At 74.4% G+C, this 23024-nt stretch carries 16 protein-coding genes and 1 pseudogene; 11 read left to right on the forward strand and 6 right to left on the reverse strand.

Going from position 1 to position 23024, the window contains the following annotated elements; all coding sequences use genetic code 11:
• Positions 1–1174 (reverse strand): putative Ig domain-containing protein (locus ABTY15_RS18710; RefSeq protein ID WP_350591128.1); only part of this gene is annotated, 1174 nt, incomplete at its 3' end.
• Between the two features lie 230 nt (positions 1175–1404).
• Positions 1405–2361, reverse strand: coding sequence for a hypothetical protein (locus tag ABTY15_RS18715; protein ID WP_350591133.1), 957 nt, complete (start codon positions 2359–2361; stop codon positions 1405–1407).
• Positions 2362–2576: 215 nt separating this feature from the next.
• On the opposite strand from ABTY15_RS18715, the gene ABTY15_RS18720 reads away from it, so the two are divergent.
• Together ABTY15_RS18720 and ABTY15_RS18725 are read left to right on the forward strand one after the other, a co-directional pair.
• Positions 2577–3695 (forward strand): alpha/beta hydrolase, encoded by a 1119-nt coding sequence (locus ABTY15_RS18720; protein WP_350591140.1) that lies wholly within the window; start codon positions 2577–2579, stop codon positions 3693–3695.
• Between the two features lie 124 nt (positions 3696–3819).
• Positions 3820–6345, forward strand: a complete 2526-nt coding sequence (locus tag ABTY15_RS18725; protein WP_350591144.1) for a glycosyltransferase family 39 protein — start codon at positions 3820–3822, stop codon at positions 6343–6345.
• 63 nt (positions 6346–6408) lie between these two features.
• Here the strand turns inward: ABTY15_RS18725 and ABTY15_RS18730 are convergent, their stop codons facing one another.
• Both ABTY15_RS18730 and moaA read right to left on the reverse strand, forming a co-directional pair.
• Positions 6409–7962 (reverse strand): alpha/beta hydrolase, encoded by a 1554-nt coding sequence (locus ABTY15_RS18730; protein ID WP_502893535.1) that lies wholly within the window; start codon positions 7960–7962, stop codon positions 6409–6411.
• Positions 7963–8046: 84 nt separating this feature from the next.
• On the reverse strand, positions 8047–9075 hold the full coding sequence (gene moaA, locus ABTY15_RS18735) for a GTP 3',8-cyclase MoaA (protein ID WP_350591153.1): 1029 nt from the start codon (positions 9073–9075) through the stop codon (positions 8047–8049).
• A 239-nt stretch (positions 9076–9314) separates the two neighbouring features.
• Between moaA and ABTY15_RS18740 the strand changes: the two genes are divergently transcribed.
• From ABTY15_RS18740 to ABTY15_RS18760, 5 genes and pseudogenes are all read left to right on the forward strand, one after another.
• Positions 9315–9887, forward strand: coding sequence for a nucleotidyltransferase family protein (locus tag ABTY15_RS18740; protein ID WP_350591790.1), 573 nt, complete (start codon positions 9315–9317; stop codon positions 9885–9887).
• A 266-nt stretch (positions 9888–10153) separates the two neighbouring features.
• Positions 10154–11023, forward strand: coding sequence for a hypothetical protein (locus tag ABTY15_RS18745; RefSeq protein ID WP_350591157.1), 870 nt, complete (start codon positions 10154–10156; stop codon positions 11021–11023).
• Positions 11024–11228: 205 nt separating this feature from the next.
• Positions 11229–12020: pseudogene (locus tag ABTY15_RS18750) on the forward strand (hypothetical protein); the annotation flags it as partial.
• Between the two features lie 329 nt (positions 12021–12349).
• Positions 12350–13354 carry a (2Fe-2S)-binding protein gene (locus ABTY15_RS18755; protein WP_350591162.1) on the forward strand — a complete coding sequence of 335 codons (1005 nt, stop codon included), beginning with the start codon at positions 12350–12352 and terminating at the stop codon, positions 13352–13354.
• A 214-nt stretch (positions 13355–13568) separates the two neighbouring features.
• Complete coding sequence (locus tag ABTY15_RS18760; RefSeq protein WP_350591165.1) at positions 13569–14597, forward strand: DUF2637 domain-containing protein; 1029 nt, start codon at positions 13569–13571, stop codon at positions 14595–14597.
• Between the two features lie 83 nt (positions 14598–14680).
• On the opposite strand, the gene ABTY15_RS18765 is transcribed toward ABTY15_RS18760, so the two are convergent.
• Together ABTY15_RS18765 and ABTY15_RS18770 are read right to left on the reverse strand one after the other, a co-directional pair.
• Positions 14681–17005: a SpoIIE family protein phosphatase gene (locus ABTY15_RS18765; RefSeq protein ID WP_350591170.1), complete on the reverse strand. Its 2325-nt coding sequence runs from the start codon at positions 17003–17005 to the stop codon at positions 14681–14683.
• 373 nt (positions 17006–17378) lie between these two features.
• The gene (locus ABTY15_RS18770; protein WP_350591173.1) at positions 17379–17765 is read right to left on the reverse strand and encodes an ATP-binding protein; all 387 of its coding nucleotides are present in this window, start codon (positions 17763–17765) and stop codon (positions 17379–17381) included.
• A gap of 655 nt (positions 17766–18420) precedes the next feature.
• On the opposite strand from ABTY15_RS18770, the gene ABTY15_RS18775 reads away from it, so the two are divergent.
• The 4 genes from ABTY15_RS18775 (at position 18421) to ABTY15_RS18790 (ending at position 22736) form a co-directional block, all read left to right on the forward strand.
• Positions 18421–19131: an urease subunit gamma gene (locus tag ABTY15_RS18775; RefSeq protein ID WP_350591177.1), complete on the forward strand. Its 711-nt coding sequence runs from the start codon at positions 18421–18423 to the stop codon at positions 19129–19131.
• Between the two features lie 73 nt (positions 19132–19204).
• Positions 19205–20926 (forward strand): urease subunit alpha, encoded by a 1722-nt coding sequence (locus tag ABTY15_RS18780; RefSeq protein ID WP_350591182.1) that lies wholly within the window; start codon positions 19205–19207, stop codon positions 20924–20926.
• A gap of 32 nt (positions 20927–20958) precedes the next feature.
• The gene (locus tag ABTY15_RS18785) at positions 20959–21999 is read left to right on the forward strand and encodes an agmatine deiminase family protein (protein ID WP_350591188.1); all 1041 of its coding nucleotides are present in this window, start codon (positions 20959–20961) and stop codon (positions 21997–21999) included.
• Between the two features lie 137 nt (positions 22000–22136).
• Positions 22137–22736: a TetR/AcrR family transcriptional regulator gene (locus ABTY15_RS18790; RefSeq protein ID WP_350591191.1), complete on the forward strand. Its 600-nt coding sequence runs from the start codon at positions 22137–22139 to the stop codon at positions 22734–22736.
• Positions 22737–23024 lie beyond the last annotated feature (288 nt).

Here is a 23024-nt window from a genome sequence, read left to right on the forward strand (position 1 = left end):
CGACGACGCCGCTGGTGGCCGTCCACGGGGCGGCGGAGCCGGTCTCGAAGCCCTGGTTGCCCAGCAGCTGGGCCGGGGTGCAGTTGCCGCCGGTGCTGGAGACGGCCCAACTGAAGCTGGTGCTCCCGCTCTTGCCGGCCGAGTCCTTCACCGTCACGGTCACGGTCGAGGTCCCCGCGGTGGTCACGGTGCCGCTGATCACACCGGTGGAGGAGTTGATCGACAGCCCGGCCGGCAGGCCCGTGGCGCTGTAGGACAGCGGCGCGGTGCCGCCCGAGGCGTTGATCTGCAGGTTGACCGAACCGCCCACCGTGGTGGACTGGTTACCGGGGTTGCTCACCGACACGGCGCTGCCGGCGGGCTTGGTGAGCAGGCAGCCGCTGACGTTGAGGTCGATCACCCGGCCGCTGCCCAGGCAGGTGGTGAACCAGTACGTCTCCTCGCCGTAGCTCTGGCCCTTGGTGACCGTGGTGGTGCCGTCGGCCGCGACCTCGCACGGGTTGTTGAGGGTGCACATCTCACCGTCGTCGTTGCCGGTGTTGTTGATGCCGATGATCCGCCCGCTCGCGGAGTCGACGATCGGCGAACCGGAGGTGCCGTGCGTGGTGTTGCAGCCGGAGTTGTAGCGCAGCGAGTCGTGCCAGGTCCACTGGTCCTCGCGCAGGGTGGGCACGAACCCGTTGACGGAGCAGTTCCAGGTCTGCTTCCAGTACCCGGAGGGGATGTACATCGCGGCGCCGTCGACCGGGTGCGCGTCGCTGATGGTCAGCGCGGTGGCCCCGTACTTGGAGCTGATCGAGCCGTAGGTGTCGGTGAGTTCGTAGAGCGCGACGTCGGTGCCGGTCATCGTCGCGTAGAGCACCTTGTCGGCCTGGACGGTGCCCAGGCTGTTGCCGGCGCCGTCGAGCAGGGTGCCGGTGCGGCTGCTGCCGGCGTTCTGGATCACCTCGCCGGGCCCGGGCATGGTGGGCAGGCAGTGGCCGTTGGTGAGCATCAGCGCGCGGTCGCCGGAGACCGAGGTGGGGTAACGGACCAGCGAGGCGGAGCAGTTGCTCAGGGCGATGGTGGAGGTCAGGTCGGCCGCCTGCACGGCGTGCGCGGGGGCGGCGGCGAGGGTCAGCCCGCCCGCGACGACGGCGCTGACGCCGGCCATCGCGACAACTCTCTTCAGCATGGCTCTCCTTGTGGGGGATCGCGGGCTGCTCGACTGGTCGCCGAGGCCCACGCCGCACGAAAGTGCCATGACCACTTCAAGGGGGTCAACCGTTGTGACCGAACTCGCCACCGGGAATCGGCAGTTGTGACACGCGCTGTCAGGTACGCATCGCCACAAGTCGGTTCATGGCGGGCGCGGGCGGCACTGCACGGCGCCACCCGTGCCCGCTCCGCGTACCGACGGACCGACTACGGCTGCGGGAAGTTGTTCGCGTCCACGTCGTCGGTCTTGGCGTTGCCGCCGAGCGTCGGCTGGAGCGTGATCGACCAGGAGGTCGCCGTCCGGCCGGTCTCGAACGCCAGCGTGTCCTGGAACTTGGTGAACCGGCAGTTCTGCGTGAACGCCTTCGCGTCGGAGTCCCAGTCCACCCCGCCGGCGAAGAAGACCTCGTACGTGCCGTCCTCGATCCCCTCGATGCTGGCCTTCTCCCCCTTGGCCACGTACACCGAGTGCACCGACTTGCCGTTCAGCGCGAGCGAGACCACCGCGTCCGACTTGCCGCCGTTGTCGACCTTGAACACGCCCTCGCCGCGCAGCCGGCCCTCGCGCACCAGCGTGCCGTTCTCCAGCGTGCGGGTCTGCGCCTTCGGCGTCTCCGGCACGGTGAAGGTCGTCTGGTAGCCGGCCGCGGTCAGCTTCGTCAGCGCCGCCGGCACCGTCTTCAGGCCCTCGGACTGGCCGAACTCCGCGAGGGCGGAGCTCACCGCGCAGACGTTCTTCTTGGTGATGTCGCCCCGGACCTTGGCCGCGTCGCCGGAGAGCTTCCGCAGTGCCGGGATCAGCTCGGCCTGCCCGGCCACCGCCCCGGCCGGCGTGAAGTAGCTGGTGGGCAGGCCGTTGGCGCCCTTCTGGGCGGCCTGGTCGAGCGCGCCGAGCGCGGCGTTCAGCTCGGTCAGGTTCTTCGCCGCGGCGATCTGGACCAGGGCGGCGTTGACCGGGTCGACCTGCCTGCTGAGCGCCGGGCCGTACGGCGGAACGGTCGGCGTCCAGGTCGCCGTCGGCGTGACCGTGGCCGTCGCGGCGGTCGACGCGGGCGGGACGGCCGACGGCGCGCCCGTGGTCGCCGTGCTCCCCCCGCCGCTGGAACAGGCCGCGAGCAGCAGCGCGGCGCCGACGGCCAGACCGGCCCTGGTGATGGATGTCATGGAATCCCGCCCCCCGGTGATGTCCCGTGCACACAGCGTGCACATCCCCGCGGACATGGTCCCGAGCCCGCGCGGGAAGGTCAACCGGATTGGAGAACTCCCGGAACGGCGGGCACCAGAGGAGTAAGGGGAGCGAGGGGGCCGGGGGGTCGGGGGGTTGGGAGGGGTCAGGGCCCCCCGCAGCGCGCCCGCCCAGGTCAACTACGATCGGGCTCGTGCTCAGTCTCACCGGACTCCCCCTCCAGATCATCGCCTCGGTCGTCGCGATCGCCGTCTTCGCCGCCACCATGTGGCTCTGGCCGCGGTTCGGCGGCAAGGGCTGGAAGTCCTGGACGGGACGGGTCGGCGCCTTCCTCGCCACCCAGCTCGCCGTCCTGGTCGCGATGGGCCTGATCGCCAACGGCTACTTCGGCTTCTACAGCTCCTGGAGCGACCTGCTGGGCACCAACGGCAAGCTCGGCACGGTCGTCGACCACAACCCGAACGCCGCCCTCGCCGTCACCGGCGAGCAGAGCTTCTACTCGGCCCAGGGGTCGGACCGCGAGCGCTCCGGGCTGATCCAGAAGGTCGCCGTCAAAGGAGCCGCCAGCGGCCTGAGCAACGAGTCCTACGTCTACCTGCCGCCGCAGTACTTCCAGCCGGCCTACGCGCAGCAGAAGTTCCCGATGGCCCTGGTGCTCACCGGCTACCCGGGCACCCCGGAGAAGCTGATCTCGCTGATGCAGTACCCGGCGTCCGCCCTCGCCGCGATCGAGCAGAAGAAGCTGCCGCCGACCATCCTGGTGATGACGCGCCCCACCCTCGTCGGCAACCGGGACACCGAGTGCGTCGACGTCCCCGGCGGCCCCCAGACGGAGACCTTCTTCACCAGCGACCTGCCCCGGGCCCTCGCCACCACCTACCGGATCGGCACCGACCCGGCGAACCGGGCCGTGATCGGCAACTCGACCGGCGGCTACTGCGCGCTCAAGTTCGCGCTGCGCAAGCCCGACTCCTACCGCGCGGCGGTCGCCCTCTCCGGCTACTACAGCGCCGCCCACGACGAGACCACCGGCGACCTGTTCGGCGGCAACGACCGGCTCAAGCAGGAGAACGACCTGCTGTGGCGGCTGAAGAACCAGCCGGCCGCCCCCGTCTCCCTGCTGCTCACCACCGCCAACGACGAGAACAACTACGACGAGACCCAGGCGATGGTCGGTGCGTTCAAGAGCCCGACCAAGCTCTCCACCATCACCCTGGACACCGGCGGCCACAACTTCCACACCTGGACCCGGGAGATCCCGCCGGCCCTGGAGTGGCTGGGCAAGCACCTCACGATGCCCCAGGCGGCCTGAACGAGGCCCCAGTCGGCCTGACACCCCGTCCGTCGGCCCTCCGGCCGGCGGCTCCGGGGAGATCACACCCGCCTCACAGCCCCGTCTCACCCTCCTCTCAGCCGCGCCACGCACCGTATGGCGCATGACCACGACCAGCTACACCCCTCCGGCCGGCGACCCGTGGCCCGAAGCGGCGGACTACCCGCCGCCGGAGGTGCCGCAGCCGGCCGCCGCCCCGCCCGAGGCGGCGCCGCTCTTCGCCGAGCAGCCCCTGCCGCCCACCGGCCCCAAGGGCCCGGCCTCCTGGTCCGGGCGGCTGCGCACCCTGCCCGCCCGGGCCTGGCGCGGCCGCGCCGACGACCCGCGCTGGGTGCGCCCCGCGCTGCTGGCACTGCTGGCCGCGACCGCCGTCCTCTACCTCTGGGGCCTCAGCGCCTCCGGCTGGGCCAACGCCTTCTACTCGGCCGCCGTCCAGGCCGGCAGCCAGAGCTGGAAGGCCCTCTTCTTCGGCTCCTCCGACGCCGGCAACTTCATCACCGTCGACAAGCCCCCGCTGTCGCTCTGGCCGATGGCGATCTCCGCGCGGATCTTCGGACTCTCCTCCTGGTCCGTCCTCGCCCCGCAGGCGCTGATGGGGGCGGCCACCGTCGGCGTCCTGTACGCGACCGTGCGCCGCCGGTTCTCCCCGCTCGGCGGCCTGCTGGCCGGGGCCGCGCTGGCACTGACCCCGGTCGCGGCGCTGATGTTCCGCTTCAACAACCCGGACGCGCTGCTGGTGCTGCTGCTCACCCTGTCCGCGTACGGGCTGGTGCGGGCCACCGAGGCGGCGAGCACCCGGTGGCTGGTGTTCACCGGGGTGATGTTCGGGCTGGCGTTCCTGACCAAGACCTTGCAGGCCTTCCTGATCCTGCCCGCCTTCGCGGCGGTCTACCTGGTCGTCGCGCCCACCGGCTTCTGGCGGCGGGTGCGGCAGGTACTGCTCGCCGGGGCGGCGATGGTGGTCGCGGGCGGCTGGTGGGTGGCGGTCGTCGAACTGCTGCCGGCCTCGGCCCGCCCGTACGTCGGCGGCTCGCAGGACAACAGCTTCCTCTCCCTCACCTTCGGCTACAACGGCCTCGGCCGGATCAACGGCGACGAGACCGGCAGCGTGGGCGGCGGCGGACGGCTGCCGGCCGGCATCGAGGCGCCGCCCGGCGGGATGCGCGGGCGTGGCTGGGGCGAGACCGGCATCACCCGGCTGTTCGACGGCGACATCGGCGGGCAGATCGCCTGGCTGCTGCCCGCCGCACTGATCCTGCTGGTCGCCGCGCTCTGGGCGACCCGCCGCTACGCCCGCACCGACACCGCCCGCGCGGCGTTCCTGGTCTGGGGCGGCTGGCTGCTCTCCACCGCGCTGATCTTCAGCTTCATGTCCGGGATCTTCCACCAGTACTACACGGTGGCCCTCGCCCCGGCCGTCGCGGCGCTGGTCGGCATGGGCGTGGACGGGCTCTGGCGGGCCCGGCACCGACTGCCGTACGCGCTGGTGCTGGCGGCCGCCCTCGCGGTGACGGCCGGGTGGGCGTTCGTGCTGCTCGGGCGCAGCGGGCAGTTCCTGCCCTGGCTGCGCTGGGCGGTGCTGGTCGGCGGGCTGGTGGCGGCGGTCGCGCTGGCGGCCGGGCCGCTCGTCGCGCGCTTCGGCGGACACCTCGGTGAGCGGCTCACCGGGCGCGCCGGGGCGCGGATCGCCTCGGTGGCGGGCCTGGTGGGCCTGGCGGCGGCGCTCGGCGGTCCGGCGGCGTACGCGGTGGACACCGTGAACACCCCGCACACCGGCTCGATCGTGACGGCCGGGCCGGCCGTGTCGGGCGCGTTCGGCCCGGGCGGCGGCGGGCGGCGCGGCGGGCCGGGCGGGCCGGGCTTCGCGGGCAACGGCCGGGTGTTCGTGCCGGCGCCGGGCGGCCAGGGCGGCCAGGGCGGCCAGGGCGGCCAGGGCGGCGCCCAGGGGTCCAACGGCGGCTTCCCCGGCGGCAACGGCTTCCCGGGCGGCAACGGCGGCTTCCCGGGCGGCGGTTGGAACGGTGCGGGCGGCGCGAACGGGACCGGCGGCGCGAACGGGACGGGCGGGCGTCACGAGCGCGGCGGCACCACCGGCCAGGGCGGCACCCAGCCGGGCCCGGAGGGCATCGGCGGTACGACCGGCGGCCCCGGCGGCATGGGCGGCCCCGGCGGGATGGGTGGCCCCGGCGGCATGGGCGGTCTGCTCGGCGGCACCAAGGTGAGCGAGGAGGCGGCCGGGCTGCTCGAGCAGGACGCCGACCAGTACACCTGGGCGGCCGCCACCAGCGGCTCGCAGAACGCCGCCAGCTACCAACTCGCCACCGGCAAGCCGGTGATGGCCCTCGGCGGCTTCAACGGCACCGACCCGTCGCTCAGCCTGAGCGCCTTCCAGAAGTACGTCCAGGAAGGCAAGGTGCACTGGTTCATCGGCGGCGGCAGCCGGCGCATGGCCGGCACCGGTACGAACGGCGGCACGAACGGCGGTCCGAGCACCGGTACGAACGGCGGCGCGAACGGCGAGGCGAAGGAGTCCGAGACCGCCCAGATCGAGAACTGGGTGACCAGCCACTTCACCGCGAAGACGGTCGGCTCGGCCACCTTCTACGACCTGACCGCCCCGACCTCCTGACACCGGGCGCAAGAGAAGGGGGCGCATCGCACACGCGGTGCGCCCCCTTCCGCGTGCCCGCGCTCAGTCCGACGGGCAGTGCGTCCCGGCGGCCGGCAGCGTCCCGTCCACCAGGAAGTCCGCCACCGCCTCCCGCACGCACCCGCTCTTGTCGTACGCCGTGTGCCCGTCGCCGTCCCGGGTGAGCAGCACCGCGTGGGCGAAGCCGGCGGCCATCCGCTGCGCCCAGACGTAGGGCGTGACCGGGTCGCCGGTGGAGCCGATCACCAGGATCGTGGCACTGTCCTCGGCCCGGATCCGGGCCGGCCGCTCGGCCGTGCGGAACGGCCAGCGGCGGCAGTCCGGTTCGAGCAGCGCCGCCCGGTCGTCGTGCCGGCCGACCAGCGGGGCGCGGACGGCGAGTTCGGCCCGGGCCGCACGGAGCTCCTCCTCGGTCGGGGCCATCAGGGCGTCCGCGCAGGTGATGGCGGCGAAGGCGTCCGCGGGGGCGGAGTAACCGCCGTCCTCCTCATGGCCGTTGGCGCCGTCGGCGAGCCGGAGCAGCTCCCCCGCGTCGCCGTGGTCGAGGGCCGGTTCGAGGGCCTGCCGCAGCCGGCCCCAGGAGCGGCTGCCGTTGTAGAGGACGTCGAGGGCGCCGGTCCAGGCGAGGGTGGCGGTGAGCAGGCGGCCGTCCTCGGTGGGCAGCGGGTGGTCCCGCAGGCCGTCGAGGAAGTCGGCGAGCCGGCCGGGGGCGGCGGCCCGGTCCTGGCCGAGCGGGCACTCGGGCCGGGTCGCGCAGTCGGCGGCGAAGGCGCGCAGGGCGGTCTCGGCCGCGGCGGCGGTCTCGCCGTTCAGCCGGACGGGGTCGAGGCTGCGTTCGACCGAGCCGTCCAGCGCGAGGTGGCCGGTGCGGGTCGGGAACTCCTCGGCGTAGAGCGCGCCGAGGTAGGTGCCGTAGGAGCTGCCGAGGAAGTCGAGCCGCGGTTCGCCGAGCGCGCCGCGCAGCACGTCCATGTCGCGGGCGCTGTCGCGGGTGCCGAGGTGGGGCAGCAGCGCGGCGTGCTTGGCCTGGCAGGCGTCGGCGAGGACGCGGCCCCGGTCGTAGCCGGGGTCGTCACTGCTGGTCCACTCGTCCCGGGTGCGGTCGTCGAGGCAGTGGACGGGGGTGGTGCGCCCGGCGCCGCGCGGGTCGAAGCCGACCAGGTCGAAGTGGTCGGACAGCGCGCCGCGGTAGGCCTTCCAGCCCGAACGCACCTGGTCGACACCGGAGTTGCCGGGCCCGCCGGGGTTGAGCACCAGCGTGCCGACCCGCTCCCCGGCCCGGGTGGCCCGCAGCCGGGCCACGGCCACCTTGATGGTCCGCCCGCCCGGGTCGGCGTAGTCCAGCGGCACCTTGAGCGTGGTGCACTCGACGGCCGGGTCACCGTCCGCGGGGTCCGGCTGGTCCGGGCACTCCGCCCAGTCGAGCCGCTGCCCGTACAGCGCCTTCAGCTCCGGGGCGGCCCCGTCGGGCGCCGTCGTCTCGCGGTCCGCCCGGTCCGGCCGCGGCGGCTGGGACGGCACGGTGCAGCCAGCCGCCAGGAGCAGGGCGACGGTGAGCAGGGCACGGCGGGAGCGCCGGAGTGTCAACAGGGGCACGGTCCACGAATACCATCCGTGCCCGGCCTCGTTCGCACCCGCCCCTGCCCTCCCACCTGCCTCTCCCGCCCCGTCGTCTCCCGGTCAGCCGCCGATCGCGGACATCGGGCGGTCGGGCTGGACGAAATCCGCGGAGTTGATGGCGTGTCCGGGGCCCTTGCGGGCGATGGTGGCGCGCCAGGCCTCCTCGATCCGTCCGTCGTCGGCGCCGCCGCGCAGCAGGGCGCGCAGGTCGGACTCCTCGGTGGCGAACAGGCAGTTGCGCAGCTGGCCGTCGGCGGTGAGCCGGACCCGGTCGCAGCCGCCGCAGAACGGGCGGGTGACGGAGGCGATCACGCCGATCACGGTGTGGGTGCCGGCGATCCGCCACTCCTCGGCGGGCGGGGTGCCGCCCGCGCCGGGCCGGACGCCGTCCAGCGGGTGGTGCCGGTCGACCGGGACGAGCTCCCAGCGGCGGCCGAGCACGGCGAGGATCTCGTCGGCGGTGACCATCGTCGAGCGGTCCCAGGCGCCCTGCGCGTCCAGCGGCATGGACTCGATGAAGCGCATCCGGTAGCCGTGCGCGAGCGCGAACTCGGCCAGCGGCACGATCTCGTCGTCGTTGACGCCGCGCACCGGGACGGCGTTGACCTTGACCGGGGCGAGCCCGGCGGCCTGCGCGGCGGCGAGGCCCGCGAACACGTCGGCGATCCGGTCCCGGCGGGTGATCGCGGCGTACCGGTCGGCCCGCAGGGTGTCCAGGCTGACGTTCACCCGGTGCAGTCCGGCCTCGCGCAGCGCGACGGCGGTGCGGGCCAGCCCGATGCCGTTGGTGGTGAGCGAGACCTCCGGGCCGAGCGCGGCGATCCGCCCGACCAGCTCCGGCAGGCCGCGGCGCAGCAGCGGTTCGCCGCCGGTGAGCCGGACGGAGGCGATGCCCAGCCGCTCGACGGCGATCCGCACCAGCCGTACCACCTCGTCGTCGCTCAGGACCTCGGCCTTGGGCAGCCAGTTGAGGCCCTCGGCCGGCATGCAGTAGGTGCAGCGCAGGTTGCAACGGTCGGTGAGCGAGACCCGCAGGTCGGTGTGGACCCTGCCGAAGCGGTCCAGCAGCGGGCGCGGTGCGGTGTTCATCGACTCAGTACAGGGCCCAGCGGACCGTACCGCCAGCGGCCGAACCACCGGGGACCCGCCGCGACCTGCGGGTTCTCCTTGTGGATTCGTACAACTGTGAGTTCCTACGGCTGCGCGGCGGCGGCCCGGGCAGGCAGGCTGGGCGCATGCAGCCCCCGCAGCCCTTCCGCTCCCAGTCCGACGCCCCGCCGCCCCTCGGCCCGCGGCCGTCCGCCGACCGCTCGGGGCCCGTCGCCGCGCTGGTCCTGGCCGCCGGGGGCGGGCGGCGGCTGGGCGGCCGGCCCAAGGCGCTGATCCGCTACGCCGGGCGGCCGCTGGTCGAGCACGCGGTGGCCGTGGTCCGGGCCGGTGGCTGCCCGGACGTCACGGTGGTGCTGGGCGCGGACGGCGACCGGGTCCGCTCCACCGCGCACCTGCCGGGCTGCCGGCTGGTCGCCAACCCGGACTGGGCGGGCGGCATGGGCTCCTCGCTGCGCGCCGGGCTGGCCGCGCTGCCGCCGGAGGTGTCGGCGGTGCTGGTGATGCTGGTGGACACCCCGGGCGTCACCCCGGCCGCGGTGGCCCGGCTGCTGGCCGCCCACCGGGCGGGCGCCGACCTGGCCGCGGCCGGGTACCACGGGCGGCGCGGGCACCCGGTGCTGATCGGCACCCGGCACTTCGCGGAGGCGGCGGCGGGCGCGAGCGGGGACGCGGGCGCGCGGGCGCTGCTGGCCGCGCACGCGGACGAGATCGCGCTGGTCGAGTGCGCCGACGTCGCCGTCCCGGACGACCTGGACACCCCCGCCGACCTGGCTCGCTGGTCGGCCGGCTGACCGGATCCGGGCCGCACGGGCGTTCCGTCCGGGGCATCCGCACCGCGCCGTACGGGCCTCCGACGCGCGCCACCCGGGCCTCCGAGGCGCGCCGTACGGGCGTCCGCAGCGTGCCGTACGGGCGTCCGATTCGTCCCGACCGGGCACCGATCGGGCGCATACCCCTGATCCGTCCCTGAGGATTGCCCCATTCCGCGCCGGGCGCCCCTCCTTTCGGGGAGCATGGAAACCGTCCCACCACCCGACTCGAACGGACGGAGCCCGCGATGGCCGGACTGCCCGACGACTTCACCGGACACGACCCCGCTCGGCAAGGGCCGGGGGTGGGCGGTGGCGCCCGGGCGATCCGCTGCCCCGCCTGCCGTCGCGAGCACCTGTACGAGCCGCCGTCGCTGCCCTGCCCGTGCGGCGCCTCGCTGAAGGTGCCGCTGCTGCGCGGCGGAGTGCCGGTGCAGGTCCGGTTCCGGTCCTGGGAGGACTCCTGGCTGAGCATGCGCTGCCCGCACTGCGGCCGCTCCGACCAGTGGCCGCAGCCCGAGTTCACCTGCAACTGCGGCGCCACCGTACGGCTGCCGGTGGACCGCGCCACCCGGCTCGGCGGCGGCACCGCCGCCCCGCTGGCCGGCCCCGGCCCGCAGACCTCCCGCCCGCACCCGGCCCACCCGATGGGCGCCCCGGTGCCGGCCCCGCCCACCAGCCCCGCCGGCCCGAGCGGCCCCGCCGGCCCGGCCCGCCCGTTCCGCCACCGCGCGCCGTTCCGCCCGCACCCGGTGCGCACCTCGCAGGACGCGGTGTTCACCGCCGCCCGCTACCTGGAGTGGCTGGGCTTCGACGACCTGGAGCTGACCGAGGCCCAGGAGCGCGACGGGGTCACCCTGCTGGGCAGCCGGATGGTCGCCCAGGTGGACACCTGGACCGAACCGGCCGACGTGAAGTCGGTGGAGTGCCTGTGGCTCCAGACCCTGCACGCCGAGGAGATGGCGGCCGCGATGTTCACCCTGGCCGGTTACTCGCACCAGGCCACCGTGCGCGGCGAGCAGCTGCTGGTCGCCCTGTTCAGCCTGGACCTGGCCGGCGTCCCGCAGCCCGCGAACGGCGCCGCCGAGGCCCTGATGGAGACCGGCTGGACCTCCTGAACCACCCACCCCTCCACTAGATCATCTCCTCGCCGAATGCAATAACCTGCGCTCGTGATCTGGTGCACAAGCTCACCCCCGTGTTGAATTGCCGCCACAGCGCGGGCCGTGGGCCTGTGTCGACGCTGCCCTGGCGGGCGTGCGCCCACAGACCCTCAGGGGCAGGCCCGCGCCCTTGCCGGATGGCGCACACAAGGAGGTGGCGTTGTCGGAGCACGGATCGTTGTCGGAGCACGGTTGGGGCCCGGGCGGCCCGGACCGGCGGGGGCGGGCCGCAGCGGAGGAGCCGGGGGACACCGTGTGGCGGCTGCGCTCCCGGGGGTGCTGGCAGGAGGCCGCCGAACTGTTACGGCCGGCCGCCGAGCGGGATCCCACCGCGGCCCTCGGCCGGGCCGAACTCCTCATCGAGCAGTGCCTGTTCACCGCCGCCCACTGGACGGCGGCGGAGCAGGCACTGCGACTGGCGGAGGCCGTGGTGACCACCACCGAGCAACGCGCGGCCGCCGCCTGCGCCCGCGGGTTCCTGGCGTACGTGGCCAGCGTGCTCGGCCCGCGGGACCGGCTGGACGAGGCGCAGGCCGCGCTCGGCCGCACCTCGGCCCTGCTGCCGCCGGACGCACCGGGCCGCCCGCTGCTGGACTTCCGCCGCGGACTGGTCGCCGAGAACCTGCTGCGCGACCGCGGCGCCGCCTGGATCGCCTACCGCCGGGCGCACGAGGGCGCGGGCGAGCGCGGGGACGAACTGCTGCGCTCCTACACCTGGCGGCACCTGGCCGCGCTGGCGCTGGCCCGGGGGGACCGCGGGCACGCCCGCGAGGGCTTCGACGCCTCGCTGCGGCTGCGTGAGCAACTCGGCTTCACGGTGGGGGTGGCGCCGGCGCTCGCGGCGCTCGCCGAGGTGTCCGATCCGCCGGAGGCCGCACGGCTGCGCGCCGAGGCGGCCCGGCTGGTGCACGCGCTGGGCGGGGTGCCGGTGTGGCTCGCACGCCAGTTGGGCGGCGTCCGCGCGCCGGGTGCGCCCGCTGAAACCCGCTCAGGTCCTGCGCCGGGACTGCCATCGGGGCTGCCGTCGGGACTTGCTCCGGGACTTGCTCCGGGGCCTCCCCCCGGGCTTCCCCCGGAAGGACGCATCGAACGGGAGCCCCGGGGAACAATCAGCTAAGGTGAGCCTAACCTGGCCGGGGTGAGCAGCGCCTCGGCCGGGTCGCCTTGCCGTTCCCCGGGCTCCGCCGTGCCCCGGTCCGGCCGGCCCGGCGGGGGACGCCCCGGCCGGGGACCGCCGGGCGGTCATCGGCGGCCTCCGGTCGACCCGATGGGGCCCCGCCCATGACCGTGAGCAGCAGCACCCGGCCCGGCCCCGCGCCGCGCGCCCCCCACACCTCCGAGGCGCACACCCCCGGCCCCGCGGCCGGCTCCCCCGCCCCCTCCCTCGGCCCGACGGCCGCCTCCCCGAACCCGAACCCGGACCCGGCCCCGGCCCCCGGCACGGCCGCGTACCACCGGCTGTCCCTGCTCGCCCCGCTGCTGCGGGTGCGCTGCGGCCCGCCCCGGCGCGGCGACGGCTGGATCCCCGCCGCCGACCTGACCGTCCGGCCCGAGGCGGTGCGCGAGCTGATCGCCCACGACGCCCGGCAGGGCCTGGCCCGCTACGGGCGGCCGCTGCGCCCGGACGTGGCGGCCGGCTTCGGCCTGCACCGCCTGGTCTGGCCGGTCTCGCTGCTGTTCACCGCACCCTGGTTCCTGGAGCGGCGGGTCCCGCTGGCGACCCCGGCCGACGTCGCGCTGCGCCGGGGGCGGACCATCGGCGCCACCACCGAACTGACGGTCCGTCCGGGCGCCTTCGCCTGTCTGCCGGACGACCCGGCCGCCGCCGCGCCGCAGGCCCGTACGGTGCCGGACGAGCCCGCACTGGCCGCCGAACTCCGCACCGCCCTGGGCGACTTCCTGACCCCGCTGCTGGCCGCGTTCCGCCCCGAGGTGCGGCGCGGGCCGCGGGTGCTCTGGGCGATGGCCACCGACGCGGTGGTCGAGGGGCTCTGGTACGTCGGCGGACTGCTCGGCGAGCAGGACCGGGCGCGCGCCGAACTGTCCGCGCTGCTGGCGCCCGGCCCGCCCGCCGCCGCACCCGCGTGCGCGCCCGGCGCGCCCGGCGGCTCCGCCCCCGCCCCGACCCCCTTCGCCCCGGGCGCGGGCTTCGCGCCGGGGGCGGCCCCGGGTGACGACGCTTCGGATCCTTCGGGTACCGACCGGGCCCGGGCCAGCTGCTGCCTCGTGTACACCGTGCGACCGGAGGCCATGTGCGGCGGCTGCCCCCGCGTCATGCGAAGTTGACGAAAAGGCGTACGAATTCCTCACCGGAAAGCCCGGAATTCCGGGAATCGCCTGCTTCACATTCATACGAAAATGCGATTGCGCAGGGCCGGGAAATCCCTCTCCTCAGCGCATTGACGGAGAATCAGCCATTCCCCAGCCGAGCATCCGTCATGATGGTCCCCGCCATCACGACGCAGGAACGCGACGCAGGAAAGCGAGGCTGGTTCCGGCGATGAAATTGTCCGACATACCGCTCGGCTGGGCCGTCACCGGAGGCGCGGGGCTGCTGGTCAGCGCACTCATGGTGGCCCTGGCCCGGAGCCGGGGATCCGCCCCCACCGGTGGCACGGATTCCTGGGAGCGTTCCGAGGAACGGCGCCGCCGCAAGGAATCCCTGTACGGCGCCGCCTCGTACACGCTGCTGTTCTGCTGCGCCGCCGTCGCCGCCGCGCTCTCCTTCCACGGGCTGGTCGGCTTCGGGGTGCAGAACCTCAACCTCTCCGGCGGCTGGGAGTACCTGGTGCCGTTCGGGCTCGACGGCGCCGCGATGTTCTGCTCGGTACTCGCCGTCCGCGAGGCCAGCCACGGCGACGCCGCCCTCGGCTCCCGGCTGCTGGTCTGGCTGTTCGCCGGCGCCTCCGCCTGGTTCAACTGGGTGCACGCCCCGCGCGGCTTCGGCCACGCCGGCGCCCCCCAGTTCTTCTCCGGCATGTCGCTCTCGGCGGCCGTGCTGTTCGACCGGGCCCTCAAGCAGACCCGCCGGGCCGCGCTGCGCGAGCAGGGGCTGGTCCCCCGCCCGCTGCCGCAGATCCGCATCGTCCGCTGGATGCGCGCGCCCCGCGAGACCTACGCGGCCTGGTCGCTGATGCTGCTGGAGGGCGTCCGCAGCCTCGACGAGGCGGTGGACGAGGTCCGCGAGGACCGCCGGGAGAAGATCGTGGAGAAGCAGCGCCGCAAGCTCGCGGGGCGCCGCGAACGGGCGGAGATCCGCGCCATCAACCGCGGCAACGGCGCCTGGCGCGGGCGCGGGAGCGGCGCCGCCGCCCGGCAGTTGGAGTCCGGCTCGGAGCCCGCCATACCCGGCGGGCCCGGGGGCCCGCGCGCGGTCGAGGCCGCCGAGGGCGCCGTCGTCCAGCCCGGCCTGCCGGCCCGGCCGGAGCGGCGCACCATCGACCTCACGCCCGACGAGGACACCGTGGCGCTGCCGCGGCTGGACTCGCTGGAGCGCAAGCTGAAGGACCTGGAGCAGCAGTTCGGATGACCGCGGGCCGCGGGCCCGGTTGACCGACCGTCGGGCGGTGAGGCGGCCCACCGTCCGACGGCCCGGCGGCAAGCGACCTGGCGTCAGGCGGCCGCGGTCCCGCTGAGCTCGAACCACATCCGCTTGCCGGAGCCCCGCGGCTCCACGCCCCAGGCGTCCGCCAGCGCCTCCACCAGCATCAGCCCGCGCCCGGAGGAGGCCTGCTCCCCCGGCGTCCGGCGGGTCGGCCACAGGTCCGACTCGTCCTCCACCTCGACCCGCAGCCGGGCCCGGCCGCCGTCCGTGGCCGGCTCGCGGTAGAGCCGGGCGGTGAACATGGCGTCCCGGTCGGTGTGCCGGATCGCGTTGGTGACCAGCTCGGAGGAGAGCAGCTCGGCGGTGTCGATGAACTCAGCGACGCCCCAACGGCGCAGCGCGTCGCGCAGCTCCGCCCGGACCTCCGCGATCCGCGCCAGGTCCGCCTGGCCGATCCGGCGGCGCAGCTGCTGGGCGGCCAGACCGCCGGCCGGGCCGTCCCAGCGCAGCAGCAACAGCGCTATGTCGTCCTCGCGCTCACTGGAGTCGGCGGCCTGGGAGGCGATCCGCTCGGCCAGCTCCTCCAGCGGGTCGCGGGCCGCCTCCCCGGCGGCCGGCAGCGGTCGGCCGAGCACCCGGGTGAGCCGGGCGACGCCCTCGTCGAGGTCCATGCCGCGGGCCTCGACCAGGCCGTCCGTGCAGAGCACCACGGTCTCGCCCGGGTCCAGGCTGAACCGGGTCACCCGGTACTCCTGGTCCGGATCGATGCCCAGCGGCAGCCCGCCGGCCACCGGCACCACCGTGGCGGTGCCGTCCGCGCGCCGCACCACCGGGTCCAGGTGGCCGGCCCGCACCGCGTAGACCACGCCGTAGTCCACGTTGACCTCGGCGTAGGTGCAGGTCGCGAAGTGGTCGGTGTCCAGGTCGGCGAGGAAGCGGGAGGCGCGGGCCATCACCGCGGCCGGCGGGTGCCCCTCCGCCGCGTAGGCGCGCAGGGCGATCCGCAGCTGCCCCATGATCCCGGCGGCGTGCACGTCGTGGCCCTGGACGTCCCCGATCACCAGGCCGACGTGCCCGCCGGGCAGCGGCACCACGTCGTACCAGTCGCCGCCGATCTGCAGCCCCGAGCCCGCCGCCAGGTAGCGCACCGCCGTGGTCACCCCCGGCACCGACGGCACGGTGCGCGGCAGCATCACCCGCTGGAGGCCGGCCGCCAGCTCGTGCTCGGCGTCGTGCAGCCGGGCCCGGGCCAGCGACTGCGCGACCAGGCCGCCCAGGGTGGTCAGCAGGGTGCGCTCGTCCGCGTCCAGCTCGCGCTCGTCGTCGAAACTGACCACGCAGACGCCGATCGCCCGCCCGCTCGCCACCAGCGGCAGGTACGCCCAGGAGCCGCGGCCGTTGCGGCTGGTCGGCTCCCAGACGTCCGGGTAGCCCGCGCGGTACTCCTCGCGGGTCGAGATGAAGATCGGGGTGCGGTGCTTGAGCGCCTCCGCGGCCGGGTGCCCGGCGGGCAGCACCGTGCGGTCCCAGATCGACAGCGCCTGGGGCCGGTAGCCGGAGGCCCCGAGGATCTGCGCCCGGCCGGCCTCGAAGGAGGCCAGCACCAGGCCGTCCGGCGGCAGCCCGGGCAGCGGCAGCTCGGTGAACACCCGGGCCACGTCACGGACGGTGACCGCTTCGGAGAGGGCGCGCGCCGCCTCCTTGATGAACCGGGAGCGCTCCTCGCGCAGCAGGGCCATCCGGTCCGCGCGGTCGCGCTTGTGCAGCTCGACGGTGGCGTCCCAGACGAAGCCGACCATCCGGGAGGCCCGGCCGAAGGCGTCCGCCAGCACCCGGCCGCGGAAGCGCACCGCGCGCATCGTGCCGTTCGGCCCGACGGTGCGGTAGTACGCGCCGCACTGGCCCAGCTCGGCCACCGCGCGCTCGACCCGGCGGCGCACCACCGGCGCGTCCTCGGGGTGCAGCAGGGCCAGGAAGGAGGCGGCCGTCCGGTCGAAACGGCCCCGGTCCATGGTGTCCAGGCCGATGATCGTGCAGGCCCGCTGGTCGCCCTCCAGGACGTCGCGGCGGATGTCCCAGTCGAAGGAGCCGATGCCGTTGGCAGCCATCGCGGGCTCCAGCCAGTCCGGCATCGAGTCGGCGGAGGACGGCGGCAGCCCGCCGGTCAGCACCGGCGCCAGCCGCCCGGCCGCCAGGCTCGGCGCGGTCCGCAGCGAGTGGCGGCGCACCGCCTGCGCGGGCGGCTTCGCCCGGCCCGTTCCGGCGGTGGTGGGGCCGGCGGGGGTGACTGTGGTGGCGGTGGCGGGGCCGGGCTGTTCGGGGGTGGCGGTGGTGTCGGTGGTGGACGCACCGGGAGGAAGCGCCGGCCCCGGCGACTCGGGCTCAGTGGGCATGCTGCTCCTGCCGCTGCCGTGGCGGACCGCGCCGACCGTCCGGACGGGCCGCGTGGCAGTGTGATCGGGTGCTGCTGGGATGGGTGGTGCTGCGATGGGTGGTGCTCGATCGGCCGGTGCCGACGGGCGGTGGTCAGTCGAGGTTCGGTCTTCCCGCTGCTTCCCGCACGTGGACACACATTCCCACCATCCTGGCCAATGTTCGGCCCAGCGGCAATGGCAACGGGCCGGAAATCTTCCGCTGCGCCTTCTGTTCAGGGCTTCCTTCGACAGCGAATGAATCGTCGACGAACAAGTCTTCCGGTTCGGGGCCGCACCGGCGACGGCAGCCGTCGCTGCCGTTACGGCAGGGCGTCGCTACGGCAGGGCGTCGCTACGGCAGGGCGAGCTCGAACCAGGTGACCTTGCCGTCGCCGCGCAGCTGGACGCCCCAGGCGTCCGCGAGCGCCTCGACCAGCATCAGCCCGCGCCCCGAGGTCGCGTACTCGGCGTCCGGATCGCGACGGCGGCCGGGCAGCCTGGTCACGCCGTCCTGGACCTCGATCCGCAGCCGGAGGTCCGACCCCAGCACCGCGTCGAACACCGCGCCCTTGCCGGTGTGCAGCAGCGCGTTGGTGACCAGCTCGGAGGAGAGCAGCTCGGCGGTGTCGGACAGCTCCGGCACTCCCCAGTGGCTCAGCGCCGAACGCAGCCGTCGGCGGACCGAACCGACCGCGACCAGATCGGCCGGGTCGACCGTCAGGTGCAGCCTGCGGTGCACCGCGCAGCCGGGCTCCTGCGCCCCCGGCAAGGTGGTCCCCGTGCTGCCGGTCGTGCCCTGGGAGGGGCCGCCGGACCGGAAGGCGTCGCCCGAACTCGTCCGCTGCCGCGGGAATCGCGACTGACCGTCCATCACCACATGCCCCCGCCCTCGAATCCGGGCCCCCGCCTCCGGATCCCCCGCCGGCCGGGTGGCCCCCTCGTTCTGACCACCCATCCTCATGCCCAGTTGACGGCGTTTGCAACAGTGTGCGTCCGATCACGTGGGGTGAAAGGGGCACGGGGAGGTTCACGTGATCCAACTGCCCGCGCCGGACAGGTTTGCGAAGCGCAGAGGCGGCATTCGAGCCCGCCCCTGCCCGATCCCGCGCACACCCGGCGCCCGGCCACCGGCCCGGGGCGGGCCGGGCGCCCCTACCCGCGCCCGGCGCGCACTCGCCCTTCCCCGCTCTTCGCGCCCCTGTCTCCCAGCCCCTCCATTCACGCCCCCTCCTCACCCCCCTTCCCCGCCCGGCGAGCCGAACCTCCGGGGACGGGCAACGCTGGACAGGGCGGCCGGTCCCGGGTTCAATGGCCCGGAGATGTTTGAACGCCGTTCTAACATCGTCCTGAAGCCGACCCCGTCCCCCCTCCCCGGCGACCGCGAGCGAGGAACCGTGCGACTGACCCCCACCGAGCGGGACCGGCTGCTGATCTTCACAGCAGCCGAGCTGGCCCGCGCCCGCCGCGCCCGGGGCGTACGCCTCAACATCCCCGAGGCGACCGCCCTGATCGCGGACACCGTCTGCGAGGCCGCCCGCGACGGCCGCCGCCTGGCCGAGGCCATCGAGGCCGGCCGCAGCGTGCTGACCGCCGACGACGTCCTCCCCGGCGTGCCGGACGTCGTCACCGTCGTCCAGGTCGAGGCCGTCTTCGACGACGGCACCCGCCTCGCCGTCGTCAACGACCCGTTCAAGGGCGCCGGCTCGCTCGGCGACGAGGCCCCCGGCGGTGCGCTGATCGGCGACGGCGCCGGCTACGACCCGGTCGAGGAGACGGTGGTGCTCCCCGTCCACAACACCTCCGAGGTGCCGATCTCGGTCACCTCGCACTTCCACTTCTTCGAGGCCAACCCCCGGCTGGCCTTCGACCGCGGCGCCGCCTACGGCACCCACCTGGCCGTCCCGGCCGGTTCCTCGGTCCGCTTCGACCCGGGCGCCACCGTCGAGGTCGGCCTGGTGCCGATCGGCGGCGAGCGGGTCGCGATCGGCTTCGCCGGCCTGGTCGACGGCCCCCTCGACGCGCCCGGCGCGAAGGAGGCCGCCCTGGCCAAGGCCCGCGCGACCGGCTACCTGACCACCTTCGACGACGCGGAGGTGCCGTCGTGAGCGAGCGGAGCGAGCAGTTGAACAGAGTCGCCACGCGGGCGTGGTCCGCCGAGCGGAGCGAGGTGGGAGCAGCATGACCGCCATCACCCCGCACGACTACATCTCGGTCCACGGCCCGCGCGCCGGCGACCGCATCCGGCTCGGCGACAGCGGACTGATCGTCCGGGTCGAGTCCGACTCCCAGGCGCCGGGCGACGAGTTCCTGGCCGGCTTCGGCAAGACCGCCCGGGACGGCCTGCACCTGAAGCCCGCGGCCGTCCGGGACACCTGCGACGTGGTGATCAGCAACGTGCTGGTGATCGACGCGATCCAGGGCATCCGCAAGACCTCCATCGGTCTGATCGACGGACGGATCGCCTCGATCGGCCGGGCCGGCAACCCGGACACCCTCGACGGCGTGGACGTCGTCGTCGGCACCGGCACCACGATCGTCTCCGGCGAGGGCCTGATCGCCACCGCCGGCGCCATCGACACCCACGTCCACCTGCTCTCGCCGCGGATCATGGAGGCCTCGCTGGCCTCCGGCGTCACCACGATCATCGGCCAGGAGTTCGGCCCGGTCTGGGGCGTCGGCGTCAACTCGCCCTGGGCGCTGCGGCACGCCTTCAACGCCTTCGACGCCTGGCCGGTCAACATCGGCTTCCTCGGCCGCGGCTCCTCCTCCGACGAGGCCCCGCTGGTCGAGGCGCTGGCCGAGGGCGGCGCGTCCGGCTTCAAGGTGCACGAGGACATGGGCGCGCACACCCGCGCCCTGGACACCGCGCTGCGCGTCGCCGAGGAGTACGACGTCCAAGTCGCCCTGCACACCGACGGGTTGAACGAGTGCCTGTCGGTCGAGGACACCCTCAAGGTGCTGGAGGGCCGGACCATCCACGCCTTCCACATCGAGGGCTGCGGCGGCGGACACGTCCCCAACGTGCTCAAGATGGCCGGCGTGCCGAACGTCATCGGCTCCTCCACCAACCCCACCCTGCCGTTCGGCCGCGACGCCCTGGGCGAGCACTTCGGCATGATCGTCTCGGCGCACGACCTCAAGGTCGACCTGCCCGGCGACGCCGCCATGGCCCGCGACCGCATCCGGGCCGGCACCATGGGCGCCGAGGACGTGCTGCACGACCTCGGGGTCATCGGCATCACCTCCTCCGACGCCCAGGGCATGGGCCGGGCCGGCGAGACCGTGCGCCGCACCTTCGCCATGGCCGGCAAGATGAAGGCCGAACTCGGCCCGCTCGACGGCACCGGCTCGTACGGGACGACGGAGGGCGGCGACGACAACGAGCGGGTGCTCCGCTACATCGCCAAGCTGACGATCAACCCGGCCATCGCGCACGGGCTTTCGCACGAGGTCGGCTCGATCGAGGTCGGCAAGCTCGCCGACATCGTGCTCTGGCGCCCCGACCACTTCGGCGCCAAGCCGCAGCTCGTCCTCAAGGCCGGCTTCCCCGCCTACGGCGTGGTCGGCGACCCCAACGCCTCCACCGACCGTTGCGAACCGCTCGTCCTGGGGCCGCAGTTCGGCGCGCACGGCGCCACCGCCGCCGACATCTCGGTGGCCTTCGTGGCCCAGGCGGCCGCCGACGGTGCGTACCTCGACCGCGCCGCCGACGGGCTGCCCACCCGCCGCCGCCGCGTCGGCGTCCGGGGCACCCGCGGCATCGGGCCGCGCGACATGGTGCGCAACGCCCGGGTCGGCCAGGTCGACGTCACCGAGACCGGCCTGGTCTCGCTGGACGGCTCGCCGCTGCGTTCCGAACCCGCGGACAGCGTCTCGCTCAGCCGCCTCTACTTCCTCTGACCCACCCTCACCCTCCTTTCTAGGACTGCCAGATGACCCCCACGCCCGCCTCCCTCGGCTACCGGATGCCCGCCGAGTGGCACCCGCACGACCGCACCTGGATGGCTTTCCCGACCGCCAACCCGACCTTCGACAGCCCCGAGCACCTGCACGCCGGCCGCGAGGCCTGGGCCGCCGTCGCCAACACCATCGTCCGGTACGAGCCGGTCACGCTGGTCGTCAACACCGGCGAGACCGAGGAGGCGCGCAAGTACGTCTCCGAGCAGGTCGAGATCGTCGAACGGCCGCTGGACGACGCCTGGATGCGCGACATCGGCCCGTCCTTCCTGATCGACGGCAAGGGCTCGCTCGCCGCCGCCGACTGGATCTTCAACGGCTGGGGCGCGCAGTCCTGGGCGCGCTGGGACAAGGACCAGCACATCGCCGAGCACATCAGCGAACTGACGGAGGTTCAGCGCTTCGCCTCCCGGCTGATCAACGAGGGCGGCGGCATCCACGTCGACGGCGAGGGCACGGTGCTGGTCACCGAGACCGTTCAGCTCGGCGAGGGCCGCAACGCGGACTGGACCAAGGAGGAGGTCGAGGCCGAGCTGCACGCCTTCCTCGGCACCACCAAGGCGATCTGGCTGCCGCGCGGACTCACCCGCGACTACGACGAGTTCGGCACCCGCGGCCACATCGACATCGTCGCCTCCTTCGTGCGCCCCGGCGTCGTGGTCGCCCACGTCCAGCCGGACCCGGCCCACCCGGACCACGAGGTCTGCCAGGAGCTCGTCGCCATCCTGCGCGCCGCCACGGACGCCCAGGGCCGGCAGCTGGAGGTCGTCGAACTGCCCGCCCCCACCGTCCTGCTGGACGAGGAGGGCGAGCCGGTCGACTACTCGTACATCAACCACTACGTCGCCAACGGCGCGGTGATCCTGTGCGCCTTCGACGACCCGCGCGACCAGGAGGCCGCCGCCATCCTCGGCCGGGCCTACCCGGGCCGCACCGTCGAACTCGTCGACGCCCGCGAGATCTTCGCCAACGGCGGCGGCATCCACTGCATCACCCAGCAGCAGCCCAAGGCCTGAGCCCGGCCTGAGCTGACCCTGGCCTGACCCTGGCCTGACCCGGGGTCCGACCGGCCCGATCCCGGCTACCGGAGCGGAGGCCCTGCCCCCGCTCCGGTAGCCTTCGGGCCTCCGTTCCACCGAGGGAGAGCACGCACATGGCGGACCCCCGCCCGCGCCGGCCGGCACGCCCCCGCGAGGAGGTCTTCGCCACCGCCCGCGCCGCCATCGCCGAACACGGGCTCGCCAAGCTCACCATGGCCGGGCTCGGCAAGCAGCTCCAGATGAGCGCCGGGCACCTGCTCTACTACTTCGGCAGCAAGGACCAGCTGCTGCTGGAGACCCTCCGCTGGAGCGAGGACCAGCTCGGCGCCCGCCGCCGCGACGCCCTCGCCGACCGCTCCCGCGACCCGTGGCAGCGCCTGGACGCCTACGTCCGCCTCTACCTGCCCGAGGGCACGGGCGACCCCCGGTGGATCCTCTGGGTCGAGGTGTGGGGGCGCTCCCCCGCCAGCGCCGAGATCCGCCAGGGGCAACAGGAGATCGAGGCGCCCTGGCAGGCCGACCTGGTCACCCTCATCGAGGAGGGGACCGCCACCGGCCACTTCACCCCCGGCCCCGCCGCCGACCGCGCCGCCCAGATCCGCGCTCTCCTCGACGGCCTCGCCGTCCCCATCGCCATCGGCCTCCCCGACACCCACCTCCCCACCGCCCTCACCCACGCCACCTCCCTGACGGCGATCCTCCTCCGCGCCTGAGCGGGGGAAAATATACCGACCGGTCTACAGATTTGCCTTTTTGCTGGGCCTGGCCCGCGCAGGAAGTCGGCCGGGCCGACTTTTCGCGCGCGGTGCAGGCGCACAACCCTGCGCGGGCCAGGCTTGGGCGCGCCGCCCGCCCGGGGGAGAAATATGTAGACCGGTCTAGAGATTCACTCACTCCATCAGTCGAAGCGCGCAGGAAGTCGGCCCATCCGACTTCCTGCGCAGTGAACGCTCACGCTGTTGCGCAAGGGTCATACGGGGGCGGCGGCCCCAAGGAATATG

The organism is Kitasatospora sp. NPDC097643 (assembly GCF_040302625.1).
Classification (GTDB): Bacteria; Actinomycetota; Actinomycetes; order Streptomycetales; family Streptomycetaceae; genus Kitasatospora.